This window comes from Herbaspirillum sp. UBA812, assembly GCF_002296545.1.
Classification (GTDB): domain Bacteria; phylum Pseudomonadota; class Gammaproteobacteria; order Burkholderiales; family Burkholderiaceae_D; genus Herbaspirillum; species Herbaspirillum huttiense.
The window spans coordinates 1-12,700 of sequence record NZ_DBIC01000234.1; the positions used below are offsets into that span (position 1 = coordinate 1).

Consider the following 12,700-nt stretch of genomic DNA (forward strand, 5'->3'; position numbering starts at 1 on the left):
GCGCAGCTTCGAAGCCTATCGCGCGTATTACGAGGCCATGCCCAAGGGCCGCACCAGCATCAGCTACACGGTGCGCCTGAACAATGCGGGTGAATTCAACCTGCCGCCCACACGCGTGGAAGCGATGTATGCGCCGGAAATGTTCGGTGAAGTCCCCAATGGCAAGCTGGTCGTGAAGGCGGCGCAGTGATGCGCATGACCGCAGGCACCCTCCGGCCCGGCGCGCTGGTTTCGATCAGCGCGCTGGTGCTGGCTCTGCTGATGCCCACCGCAGCCAGTGCCGTGCCATCGTTCAACGAAGTTCAGCGCGACTTCCTGCCCTCGGAAGCCAGCCTGCTGGACCGCAATGGCGAGCTGTTGCAGCGCATGCGCGTGAACATGGACGAGCGCAAATTGTCCTGGGTCAAACTGGAAGACGTATCCCCGGCGCTGCGGCATGCCCTGGTGGCCTCCGAGGACCGGCGTTTCTACCAGCACAGCGGCATCGACTGGAGCGCTGTAGCTGCCTCGGCCTGGGGCAACCTGTGGAATACGAAGACACGCGGTGCCTCCACCATCACGATGCAACTGGCGGGTTTGATCTATGACGATCTGCGTCGCAAGTCCGGTGCGCGTTCGCTCACGCAGAAAGTGTCGCAGGCGTGGATTGCACAATCGCTGGAGCGGAACTGGCGCAAGGACCAGATCCTGGAAGCCTATCTCAACCTGGTAGCCTTCCGGGGCGAGCTGGTAGGCGTGCATGCGCTGTCGCGCGTGATGTTCGGCAAGCATCCGAGCGGACTCGACCAGGGCGAGGCCGCCATCGCGGTCGCGTTGATCCGTGCGCCCAATGCGTCACCGCGCCGCGTGACCGAACGCGCTTGCGCCATCCTCAAGGAAGAGGGCGCGAGCGAGCAGTGCAGCGGCATGGATGGCCGCACCGAGCTGGCGTTGGCGCGCGTGTCGGCCAAGCGTGATTTGCCGGGGACGAGTGATTCACCGCAGCTTGCGCCGCATCTGGCCCGCAAGCTGTTGAATGCGCCCGGACAGCAATTGCGGTCCACGCTGGATGCGCCCTTGCAGCGCTTTGCCACGCAAGCCCTGCGTCATCAACTGGCCGGACTGGCCGAGCGCAACATCGAGGATGGTGCCGTCATCGTCATCGATAATGCCACCGGCGAGGTACTGGCCTGGGTCGGTTCCAGCGGCCCGCTGTCGGCGGCGGCCAATGTGGATGGGGTGGTGGCGCAGCGGCAGGCGGGCTCGACGCTCAAGCCTTTCCTCTACGAACTGGCCATCGAAAAGAAATGGCTGACGGCCGCGTCCCTGCTGGATGATTCCCCGGTCAACCTGGCCACCTCGGCCGGGCTCTACATTCCGCAAAACTACGACAAGCAATACAAGGGACTGGTGAGCCTGCGCACGTCGTTGGGTTCCTCGCTCAATATCCCTGCGGTGCGCACGCTGGTGATGGTCACGCCCGAGCGCTTCTTCCGGCGCTTGCAGGCGCTGGGTTTCAACCTGCGCGAGAGCGGTGATTATTACGGCTACAGCCTCGCGCTGGGCAGCGCCGACGTCACGCTGGCCAACCTGGCCAATGCCTATCGCGTGCTGGCCAATCAGGGCCGCTACACGCCCTTGCGCACGCGGCTCGATGAAGCGCGCACGCCAGCGCGCGCCACGCAGGTGATGGACGCCGATGCGGCCTACATCATCGGCGACATCCTCTCCGACCGCAGTGCGCGCGCCCGGACCTTCGGTCTGGAGAATGCGCTGTCCACCCGCATCTGGACGGCGGTCAAGACCGGTACTTCAAAGGATATGCGCGATAACTGGTGTGTCGGCTATTCCTCGCGTTATACCGTAGGGGTATGGGTCGGAAACGCTTCTGGCGCGCCGATGTGGGACGTGTCCGGCGTGACCGGTGCGGCACCGGTGTGGCAGGAGGGCATGCAATATCTGCATGAACGAGGCCGCAGCGGCGCACGCGAAGCGCGCAACGGCCCGCCCGCAAAACCGGCCGGCGTGCAAGCGCAGATGATCCGTTACGAGCAGGATGTGGAAGCAGCGCGCACCGAATATTTTTTACCGGGCACCGGCCAGGCCGAGATCCGCCTGGCGCATGCGCGCGATATTCGTCCGGCCATCACTTATCCCACTACAGGCATGCTCGCTGCGCTGGACCCCGATATCCCGCCTGCGCGCCAGCGCATCCGCTTCCGCGCCCAGGGCGCGCCAATCGGCAGCCGCTGGGTGCTGGATGGGAAGATGATGCCGCAGGAGGTCATGCAGGCGGGCAGGGTACAGGCGCAGAAGGTGGCGGCCAACTTCACGGCCGCTGGGGAAGAAGCCTTGGACTTCGACTGGATGCCCTGGCCCGGCAAGCATGTGCTGGTGCTGCAGGACAAGCAGGGCAAGCTGCTCGATAGCGTGCGCTTCGAGGTCCGGGGTGCGGTAGTGCGCAATGAACCCAAGACAGACGGGATGGCACGCAAATAAAGCGCACGGCGGCACCCTGCACAGATGGCAGCAGGCGCATTTCTAGCGCTTGCTGCCGCGCTTGCCGGTCTGCAGCAGTTCGCGCATCGCCTGCAAGGGCAGTTCGCGGCTGCGGCCTCGGCGCAGCACCAGGGAAAACTGCGACTGGTAGCCAAACTCGGAAGGCAGCAAGACTTTCAATCGTCCCTGCTCGACCCATGACTGCGCATAGTGCTCCGGCAGATAACCGATATAGCGGCCCGAGAGGATCAGGATCAACTGCGCTTCCATGCTTTCCACCGTGGCCACGCTGCGCTTGAAACCGTGCCGGCTCAGCTCGGTCTGGCTCCAGTAACTGCGGCTGACCACGCTCATTTCCGAGACGGCCGAGGCGCGCAGGTTGCGCTGCTGGAAGCAGGGATGCCGGTCGCTGCAATACAGCCACTGCTGCTCGCGGTAGAGCGGCTGATAGACCAGGCCGTTGGCCTTGGCGGGGAAGAAGCCCACCGCGATGTCGAGGTCATTGTCCAGCAAGCCCTTCTGCAGTTCGTAGGGGCTGCGGATGAGCAGGTTCAGGTGCATGCCCGGAAACTTGCTGGAAAAGACGCCGATGGCCTCCGCCATCGGCAGGGCGGGATCGGTCACCGTCGTATCGAGCACCCCTATCGTCAGCGTGCCGCCCAGTTCGCCCTTGAGCGACTGGGTATAGCGTTCGAAACTGTCGACCTCACCCAAGACGCGCAGCGTTTCCGAGAGCAGCAGTTCCCCCTTGTCAGTGAGCGCGAAACCACCCCGGCCACGCCGGCAGACGGTAAAGCCGACATCGCTCTCCAGCTGGGCCATGTAGGTGCTGATGGCCGAGGTCGTCAGGTTCAGCTCCTGCTGGGCCCTGGCAAATCCCTGGTGGCGGACCACTGCGGCGAATATGCGCAGCAACTTGAAATCGATGCCTGGGGTCATGGATAAATCGTCTTTGCATGGAGGAGGGCGCGCGTTCAGTGCCCGAAATCAGTTTCGAATTCTAACAACTTATTATTTGATTACAGCTATCTTTTGATAACTATCGGCCATTGTATATTCGCTTCGTCGCAGCCTGCTGTTGCTGCCAGAACAAGGGTGATACGCAATGTCCAAAGTCTTCCACCAGCCCCAAAGCGGCAACGACATGCCGCGCTTTGCCGGCCGTTCGACCATGATGCGCCTGCCTGCGATGGACAGCGCCGAGGGCCTGGATGCGGCCTTCATCGGCGTGCCGCTCGATATCGGTACCTCCCTGCGCGCCGGGACCCGCTTCGGTCCGCGCCAGATCCGTGCGGAATCGGTGATGATCCGCCCCTACAACATGGCCACCGGTGCCGCGCCCTTCGATTCCCTGTCGGTGGCCGACATCGGCGACGTCGCCATCAATACCTACAATCTGCTCGAATCGGTCCGCGTCATCGAAGAGGCGTATGAGGACCTGATGGCGCATCCGGTCATTCCGCTCACGCTGGGCGGCGACCACACCATCACCTTGCCTATCCTGCGCGCCATTGCACGCAAGCACGGCCCGGTCGGCCTGGTGCACGTCGATGCCCATACCGATACCAATGACGACATGTTCGGCGAGAAGATCGCCCATGGCACCACCTTCCGCCGCGCCGTGGAAGAGGGCTTGCTCGACTGCAAGCGGGTGGTGCAGATCGGACAGCGTGCGCAGGGCTACTCCAGCGGCGACTTCCAGTGGGGGGTGGACCAGGGTTTCCGCCTGGTGCAGGCCGAGCAATGCTGGCATCGCTCGCTGGCGCCGCTGATGGAAGAAGTACGCGCCCAGATCGGCGCCGGTCCGGTTTACCTGAGCTTCGACATCGACGGCATCGACCCGGCCTGGGCACCCGGCACCGGTACCCCCGAAGTGGGCGGGCTGACTTCCATCCAGGGCCTGGAAATCGTGCGTGGCTGCCGTGGCATGAACCTCGTGGGCTGTGATCTGGTGGAGGTCTCGCCTCCCTATGACTTGAGCGGCAATACCTCGCAGCTGGGCGCGAACCTGCTCTACGAAATGCTGTGTGTGCTGCCCGGCGTGACCTACCGCTGAGAGGCCGGCCATGGAGCTGAAGATCTTTCGCAGCGGCTGGGGCATGCAAGAACCCTGGAGCCGCTGCGTGGCCGAACTGCGCGAGGCCGGCTGCACTGGCCTGGAAGCGCGCCTGCCGATGGCGCTGCAGGAGCGGCGCGCATTGCGCGACCGCCTGCAGGCCGAGGCGCTGGATTACATCGCCATCGTCTTCAGTGGCGTGGACGTCGTTCCGCGCCAGGCCGACCGGCCGGAGGTGCATTTGCAGCACCTGGCGCGCGCCTTCGATGTGGCGGCGGAACTGCAGCCCCGTTTCGTGAATCTGCTGGCCGGCAACGACCGCTGGCCCTTGGCGGAACAAGTCGATTTCCTGGGGCGGGCGCAGGCCCTGGCCGATGATGCGGGCGTGCCTTGCAGCTTCGAGACCCATCGCGCCAGTTCGCTCTACAGTCCCTGGGTCACGCTGGACATCGTGCGCCAGCTGCCCCGGCTGCGCTACACCGCCGACATCAGCCACTGGGTCGTGGTCTGTGAGCGTTTGCTGGATGACCCGCTGGATGACCTCACACCCTTCCTTGAGCGTGTACACCATGTGCAGGCGCGCGTGGGCTATGCGCAGGGGCCGCAGGTCCCCGATCCGGCCGCACCCGAATACGCGCCCGAGCTGGCGTTCCACCAGCGCATCTGGGAGACGGTCTGGTCTTTCCAGCACGCCAGCGGCTATGCCACCAGCACGCTCACGCCGGAGTTCGGTCCGGACGGCTACCTGCATCTGCTGCCCTATACCCGCAGCCCCGTGGCTGACTTGTGGCAGCTCAATCGTTGGATGGCGCAGCAGGAGCGCGCGCATTTTGCACGCTGGTCACAACAGCATGGCATCGGTTCTTCGTCATCAACGCAGTCGTCTTCTACCGCAGGAGTTTGAACATGCATACCGGACAGCGCAATTTCACGGCCTTGCCCGTGATCGATATCAGCGGCCTGTATGGTGACGCGCCGACACGGCGCCAGGCCGTTGCCGACCAGCTGGGTGCGGCGGCGCGCGAGGTCGGATTTTTTTACATCACCGGCCACGGGATCGATCCGCAGCTGATCGCCGGCCTGCGCGAGGCCAGCCGCGCGCTGTTCGCGCAGCCGATGCCGTGGAAGATGCGCTATTACATCGGCGACGCCTGGGGCCACAAGGGCTATGTGCCCGAGGGCGAAGAGGTCTATTCCAAGGGCCGGCCCGATCACAAGGAAGCCTTCGACATCGGTTTCGAGGTGCCGGATGACCACCCGCTGGTACTGGCCGGCACGCCCCTGATCGGCAACAACAAATGGCCCGAGCTACCGGGTTTCAAGGAGGCCGTCTCCCGATATTACGAGGCGGTGTTCGCGCTTGGCCGCACCTTGTTCCGTGGCTTTGCCCTGGCGCTGGGCCAGCCCGAGGATGCCTTCGAGTCCCTGGTGACCTGTCCGCCCTCGAAGCTGCGCCTGATTCATTATCCGGTCGACCTGGAAGCGGTCGATGCGCCCGGCATCGGCGCCCACACGGATTACGAATGCTTCACCCTGCTGCTGGCCGATCAGCCCGGCCTGGAAGTGATGAACGACCAGGGCGCCTGGATCGACGCGCCACCCTGTTCGGTGGCCGGCGAGGAAGCTTTCGTCATCAATATCGGCGACATGCTCGAAGTGATGACCGCGGGCGCCTTCCCCGCCACGTCGCACCGCGTGCGCAAGGTGCAGCAGGAACGCTATTCCTTCCCGCTGTTTTTCGCCTGCGACTATCACACGCGCATCCGCCCCTTGCCGCAATTTGCCAGCGGATCTGAAGACGCGACCCGTTACGGTGAGCTGTCCATCGGAGAACACATGTATTCGCAGGCTCAGCAGACCTATACCTACCTCAAGCGCAAGGTGGAAGCAGGCGAGTTGGCGATGTCTGCGGACGCATTGAAGCCCGGCAGTTTTGGTTATACCCGGTCCAGGACGACGGCCGGCGGTTGAGTTCTCGCCCGTTTTCTTTTCTTTTTTTTCAGCCCGCTCACAGAAGGAGTCCAGCGCCATGACCCACCCCCTCCGCCGCATTTCGTTCAAGCGCCACCTGCTCACGCTGGCCCTGTCAGCCATGCTGCCGGTAGCAGCGTCCGCGCAGACCCTGGCCCCCGGCCAGCTCAAGGTCGGCATGGAAATCACCTACCCCCCTTTTGAATCCTGGCAGGGCGACAAGGTCGTCGGTTTCGATCCGGACATCGCCGAGATGCTGGGCCGGGAATTGAAGCTCAAGCCTTCCTTCGTCGACACCAAGTTCCCCAGCCTGATCCTGGGCCTGGGCGGTGGTCAGTTCGATGCGATCATTTCCGGCATGTACATCACCCCCGAGCGCACTGCCCAGGCCGATGCCATTGCCTACGGCAAGACCGGTGCGGCCATCATGGTGGCCAAGGACGGCGGCGTCATGCCCAAGAGCGAAAACGACCTGTGTGGCCTCAAGGTCGGCCTGCAAGCAGGGACCAGCTGGGTCAACGCCTTGAAGAAACTCTCGGCCGAATACTGTGTGCCCCAGGGCAAGCCGGCCGTGGCCGTGAGCGAATTCCCGACCGCGCCGGAAGCCTCGCAGGCCCTGCTGTCGAAGAACATCCAGGCCCAGATGGAAATCGCCGGTGCCGCCAAGATGCTGGCCGAGCGCAGCAAGGGCCGCATCGTCATCAGTTCGCAAGCACTGGTGTATCCGCAGACGCTGGGCATCTACGTCAAGAAGGGTAATACCGCCTTGTACCAGGCTTTGCAGAAAGCGCTGGCGGCAGGACAGGCCAGCGGGGAATACGCGGCCCTCATCAAGAAATACGATCTTGAGCCCGTGGCGGTAGCCAAGTAACGTCGACCTTGAACCACCGGGAGCCCTCGCATGGCATTAGATTGGTCGTATTTCTGGTCCCTGTTTTCCATGGGGATCTTTTGGCGCGCGTGTCTCACGGTGGTCGAACTGGGTTCGCTGGTGTGGGTACTGGGCATGGTGCTGGGCTTCTTGCTGGCCTGCGCCCGCACCTCCGGCACGCGCTGGATCAACTGGGCCGCCGGGCTGTATATCTGGCTCTTTCGCAGCCTGCCGCTGCTGGTCGTGGTGGTGGTGGTCTTCAACCTGCCGCAAATCTTTCCGCTGACCCGCGCCGTTGTCGGTGATCCCTTCTTTGCCGGGCTGGTGGCCATGGTGCTGACCGAGGCGGCCTACATGGCGGAAATTCATCGCAGCGGCCTGCAGTCGGTTGCACGCGGACAGCGCGAAGCAGGGCGGGCACTGGCGTTGAGCCGCCTGGGCACGATGCGGTTGATCGTCATGCCGCAGGCCTTCCGCATTGCCTTGCCCACTCTCATCAACGAATACGTCACCATCATCAAGCTCACGTCGCTGGTGTCGGTGATCTCCTTGCCGGAGTTGCTGATGACGGGCCTGCGCCTGTATTCGCAGAATTTCCTGGTGATGGAAACCCTGCTTGGCGTGGCCGTGTATTACGTGCTGCTGGTGACTCTTTTCAGCACGCTGCTGGGCTGGCTGGAGCGGCGCCTGGATCTGCAGAAGCGCCATCCAGCAACCCTCAGTGAGGGCCAGTGCAGCGCCTTGCGCAGCCATCTCGGCAAACCGCCTGTCGCACCGGCAGTGCCCCAGGCGGCGGGGCAGCCGAGTGCACTGGAGCTGATCGGCATCCATAAAGCCTATGGTGCGCATGAGGTGCTCAAGGGCGTGAACCTGAGCGTGAGGGCGGGCGAGGTGGTGTCCATCATCGGTCCTTCGGGCTCCGGCAAGACGTCGCTGATCCGCACCATCAATGCGCTGGAGAAGATCGACCAGGGTGAAATCATCCTTTTCGGCGAAGGCTATATCAGCGCCAACGCCTCGCTGGAGTCCAGCCTGGTACGCAATGGCATCGGCCGTATCGGCATGGTGTTCCAGGGTTTCAACCTGTTTCCGCACCTGAGCGTACTGGACAACGTACTGCTGGCACCGCGCTACCACCGCCAGCCGGGCGAGCCGGCGCTGCGCCAGACCCGGGCCCTGCAATTGCTCGACAAGGTGGGCCTGCTGGCGCACCAGCACAAATACCCGCACCAGCTTTCCGGCGGGCAGCAGCAACGGGTGGCCATTGCCCGGGCGCTGGCCATGTCGCCTGACGTGATGCTGTTTGACGAACCGACCTCGGCACTGGACCCTGAACTGGTCGGCGAGGTCTTGAAGGTGATCCAGGAATTGGCGCAGGAGGGCATGACGATGGTGATCGTCACCCACGAGATGGACTTTGCGCTGACCATCTCCGACCGCGTGCTGTTCATGGAAAACGGCCGCGTGCAACTGGATGCTTCGCCCCGGCAGATCCGGGAGGCCACCGCAACCGACGCCGCGACGCTGCGCGTGCGCCGCTTCATGGGATTGGATGCCTGAGATGACCACGACCCCCGATGAACTGATCCTGCGCCGCGACCTCGCGGCCGCTTACCGGCTGGCCGCACTGTTCGGCTGGGATGACACGCTCTACACGCACTTTTCGGTGCGGCTGCCGCGTGCGGACAACGCGGCCCCCGAGGAGGACCGTTTCCTCATCAATCCTTTCGGGCTGATGTTTGACGAAGTGCGTGCCAGCGACCTGCTGGTGGTGGACCTGCAAGGCCGCGTGGTATCGGGCAAGGCCGACTACAACGTCGCCGGCTTCACCATCCACAGCGCCGTACACATGGCGCGCGAGGATGCCCACTGCGTGCTGCATACCCACACGCTGCCCGGCATGGCCGTGGCAGCCTGCGAGCAGGGGCTGCTGCAGCTCAACCAGATCAGTACCGAGTTCCACCAGCGGGTCGGCGTGCATGCCTATGAGGGCGTGGCCTTCGACCTGGATGAACGTACACGCATCCAGCAATCGCTGGGCAACAACATCGCCTTGCTGTTGCGCCACCATGGACTTCTATCGGTGGGGCCTACGGTGGCCGATGCATTTGCGATCATGTTCTACCTCAATCGCGCGTGCGAGATCCAGATGGCTGCCGCGCAAATGGCCACAGTCGCCGGACCGGTTACCGAGATTGCCGCGCACTTGAGCCAGCACGCCTGCGAGCAGCTGCAAAGCGTCGAACATGAGCGCCAGATCCTGTGGCAAGCATGGCTGCGGCGCTTGGACCGACTGGATCCTTCCTACCGCGACTGAGGGCCACGCCATGCCGACCTTGTTGATTTGCAGCGCGACCGATGACCTCAGTGACCTGCACGCGGCGTTTCGTGAAGAGGCCGCGCGCCGCATGCCGGAGCTACAGGTGCGGCTGTGGCCGGACCTGCCCGATCCGGACGATGTGGAGGCCGTTGCCGGCTGGTATCCGCCGGCCGGGGTCATCGAGCGCTTGCCCAATCTGCGCCTGATTTCTTCCATTGCAGCCGGAGTCGATCATGTGCTCGGCGCTGCGCGGGCTCACCCTCTTGTGCCGGTGTGCCGCATCGTTGATCCCGCGCTGGCGGCAGGAATGGCCGAGTACGTCTTGTGGGCCGTGCTGTATTACCACCGCGCGCTGGACCAGGCGCTGCAGCAGCAGGTACAGCGTGTGTGGAAGACCCCGCCGCAAAAGCCGGCGCAACAGACCCATGTCGGCCTGATGGGGCTGGGTGCTCTGGGGAGCCATCTGGCCGGGGTGTTGCGAGGCCAGGGTTTCACTGTCAGTGGCTGGTCGCGTTCCGTGCATCACATCGATGGGGTAAGCACCTGTGCCGGTGACGATGCGCTTCATGCATTCCTGCAGGCACCCGATATCGTGGTCTGCCTCCTGCCGCTGACCGATGCCACCCGCAAGCTGCTGGGGCGCGACGTATTTGCGGCGATGAAGCCGGGCGCAGCGCTGGTACATTGCGGCCGGGGAGAGCATCTGGTGGAGGAGGACCTGTTGATGGCACTGGAACGGCAGCATCTGCGCGGGGCGGTGCTGGATGTCTTTGCGCAGGAACCGTTGCCCGCATCAAACGCGTTGTGGTCGCACCCGCGCGTGGTGGTCACGCCGCATATGGCGTCGAGTGCGCAGCCTGAGGTGATCGTCGGGCAGATTCTGGATAACTTGCAGCGGCTGCGCCGTGGAGAGGCTGCGTTGCATGAGGTTGATCGGAGCCGGGGATATTAGAAGAGGAGGGCGGTGCTGACATGGAATTGCGTATTTTGCTGGCGGACCTGTTTGGCTCGATAATACAGAGGCTACCGTACACTTTTACCAGACAGAGAGCGTCGAGTGCGTCTGAACCAACTGGAGCACACCTTTTTGCATGGCGCGCAGAGAGTAGTCGATCATTTGATGTACTTACTGGATTGAAAGTCAAATGAAAAAACATGGGCTATTGATTGATCGATTTGAAAGCCTTGGGTTTAGGTTGCTTCCGGGGCAGAAGATTAATACGAGCGATATAAGTTATTTTGGTTGTGACGATACCCGAGAGACGAATATCGAAGCATTTATAGCGGTTCGTTATCTTTCCCGGACTCAAAGATATGAATTTGACTTTGGCTTTGAGTCCCCAGATATTCGCTCATTTTTTCTGGACCAGATGCCGAATTTGTCTCTTGAATTGAAGTCGGCTATCGAAAAGATGAATCAAGAGAGACCCTATTGCTGGTTCACTTTGCCCCTCATATGGCAATCAATAAACTATCGCTTGAACTTGAACACCAAGGAAGAAGACTTAACGAATCTGTGCGCAGGGGCGCTTAAATCATTCAAGGAAAACGTTTTATTGCCTGTCCGAACTGATAAAGATTTGCTCGATGTTTGCTTGTCAGATATCCCTCCTTTTGAATGGAAATCCAGTACAAGTTATTTTGCTCGTTTTTGTCAAATTGCATATCTGGCGTCGAATACAAATTCTGATTTTGACTTGGCGGAGCGACGAGTTTCAGAGCAGTATCGGTTTATGCAAGCCTCAGATCTTTATGGTGCCAAATTAAAAGCGGATTTTTTTACGAAATTGGTTGAGTTCATTCGGGAGTACAAGTAGTGCAAAAAGCAGGTTGAGCTACAGGCGCATCGGCGTAGGTAGGTACACGCTTGACCGCGATGCGACGCCGATGGAGTTGGAGATCATGCGACTCGACGGGCAACCCCTGCAAGCACCAGTTGAGACACTCACCGGCTCCTGCTCCAGTACCCGTAGTAAAACCGCTGACCAATGTTTCGGGTTCGCAGTTTTCTTCGTCTAATGCTGCGGCGATGACGTCTGCAATGAGCGCATTTTCTCAGACGACGGCGCTTTTTGTTAAGTCTGTTGCGGATTCGGCAGACAAAGGAGTCATTGGTAAGGCATGGGACGTAGTCAAGGGTGCTGCAATTGGCCTTGTTGAAAATGCAGCGGCTGATGCGCATGACATGCCAATGGGCGGACGAGGACGAGAGCTTGGTTTGGATATGCCAACACCAAGAGAGATGTGTGGAGGATGTGATTATAGACCTAGTCAAATTCTCCCGGCTCCAGCAAATGCTGAACAGGAATTAGGTCGTGATTTGGCGCCCATCGCATCGATAGTCATTAGCGGTATGCGAAGACCAAGTCTGTCTGGCCTGTCGTTCGGCCAGATGCGAACAGCATTGGAGACAGCACAGGAGGCGTACAAAGGTAGCACAGCTATCGGCCACGCACTTTCAAAACATGCCGGACGTAATCCACAGATCTGCGGACGAATGTCCGGGGCAATGAAAACATGGAATGCTCAGGCGATGACACACTTTAGAGAGATTGTTCGCGCACCTGGAGAGTTCCAAGAAAAAGCCTACGACGGGCTGAAATTCCTTGAGAAGCGCTTGGAAGACGGCCGAGGTGTTCGACTAAATATGGATTCGACCTTTAAAGGCTGCATTGATTGAGTAAATATATGAACAATTCTTTCGAAGTCGTGTTTGAAAAGGTGCCACCACAGAAGATTGGTGAGCTTGTTAGCGAGCTTCTATCTCATGCGGGCGAGACTGAATGTATCGAATTTTCCGAGGAAAACGCAGGGGGAGATAGTCGTGCGTTTACCCCAGATGAGCTGGCTGACAAGCTATCGACCGGGCCGGACTTGACGGCGATGATTCGTGTACGACGCTTCAACACAAGTGCTGCGATTATTGATCTTCTGCTGATGAGAGCGATCAAGTATGACAACATCATTGATCTGGAGATTAGCTTCGACATCGATGATGGGGGAA

General features: G+C 61.2%; 13 protein-coding genes. 12 read left to right on the forward strand and 1 reads right to left on the reverse strand.

Features of this window, described 5'->3' with window-relative positions; genetic code table 11:
* A partial coding sequence (locus B3873_RS15220; protein WP_286867086.1) for a hypothetical protein occupies positions 1–190 on the forward strand: 190 nt, incomplete at its 5' end.
* Positions 190–2,478: a penicillin-binding protein 1C gene (gene pbpC, locus B3873_RS15225; RefSeq protein ID WP_286867087.1), complete on the forward strand. Its 2,289-nt coding sequence runs from the start codon at positions 190–192 to the stop codon at positions 2,476–2,478. The genes B3873_RS15220 and pbpC, both read left to right, overlap by 1 nt.
* 42 nt (positions 2,479–2,520) lie before the next feature.
* Here the strand turns inward: pbpC and B3873_RS15230 are convergent, their stop codons facing one another.
* Positions 2,521–3,417: a LysR family transcriptional regulator gene (locus tag B3873_RS15230; protein ID WP_286867089.1), complete on the reverse strand. Its 897-nt coding sequence runs from the start codon at positions 3,415–3,417 to the stop codon at positions 2,521–2,523.
* Between the two features lie 166 nt (positions 3,418–3,583).
* On the opposite strand from B3873_RS15230, the gene speB reads away from it, so the two are divergent.
* From speB to B3873_RS15280, 10 genes are all read left to right on the forward strand, one after another.
* A complete protein-coding gene (gene speB, locus B3873_RS15235; RefSeq protein ID WP_286867091.1) occupies positions 3,584–4,534 on the forward strand; it encodes an agmatinase in 951 nt (316 codons plus the stop codon).
* A gap of 10 nt (positions 4,535–4,544) precedes the next feature.
* Positions 4,545–5,438 (forward strand): sugar phosphate isomerase/epimerase family protein, encoded by an 894-nt coding sequence (locus tag B3873_RS15240; RefSeq protein WP_286867093.1) that lies wholly within the window; start codon positions 4,545–4,547, stop codon positions 5,436–5,438.
* A gap of 2 nt (positions 5,439–5,440) precedes the next feature.
* Entirely contained in the window at positions 5,441–6,505 is a 1,065-nt protein-coding gene (locus B3873_RS15245; RefSeq protein ID WP_039785393.1) for an isopenicillin N synthase family dioxygenase, read from the forward strand.
* A 58-nt stretch (positions 6,506–6,563) separates the two neighbouring features.
* Positions 6,564–7,376 carry an ABC transporter substrate-binding protein gene (locus tag B3873_RS15250; RefSeq protein ID WP_286867096.1) on the forward strand — a complete coding sequence of 271 codons (813 nt, stop codon included), beginning with the start codon at positions 6,564–6,566 and terminating at the stop codon, positions 7,374–7,376.
* A gap of 30 nt (positions 7,377–7,406) precedes the next feature.
* On the forward strand, positions 7,407–8,936 hold the full coding sequence (locus tag B3873_RS15255; RefSeq protein WP_286867098.1) for an amino acid ABC transporter permease/ATP-binding protein: 1,530 nt from the start codon (positions 7,407–7,409) through the stop codon (positions 8,934–8,936).
* A 1-nt stretch (position 8,937) separates the two neighbouring features.
* A complete protein-coding gene (locus tag B3873_RS15260; protein WP_286867099.1) occupies positions 8,938–9,693 on the forward strand; it encodes a class II aldolase/adducin family protein in 756 nt (251 codons plus the stop codon).
* Between the two features lie 10 nt (positions 9,694–9,703).
* Positions 9,704–10,648: a 2-hydroxyacid dehydrogenase gene (locus B3873_RS15265; RefSeq protein WP_286867101.1), complete on the forward strand. Its 945-nt coding sequence runs from the start codon at positions 9,704–9,706 to the stop codon at positions 10,646–10,648.
* Between the two features lie 193 nt (positions 10,649–10,841).
* Positions 10,842–11,513, forward strand: coding sequence for a hypothetical protein (locus B3873_RS15270; RefSeq protein ID WP_286867102.1), 672 nt, complete (start codon positions 10,842–10,844; stop codon positions 11,511–11,513).
* Between the two features lie 224 nt (positions 11,514–11,737).
* Entirely contained in the window at positions 11,738–12,376 is a 639-nt protein-coding gene (locus B3873_RS15275) for a hypothetical protein (protein ID WP_286867105.1), read from the forward strand.
* 8 nt (positions 12,377–12,384) lie between these two features.
* Positions 12,385–12,700: hypothetical protein (locus B3873_RS15280; RefSeq protein WP_286867106.1), on the forward strand; the 316-nt coding region annotated here is incomplete at its 3' end.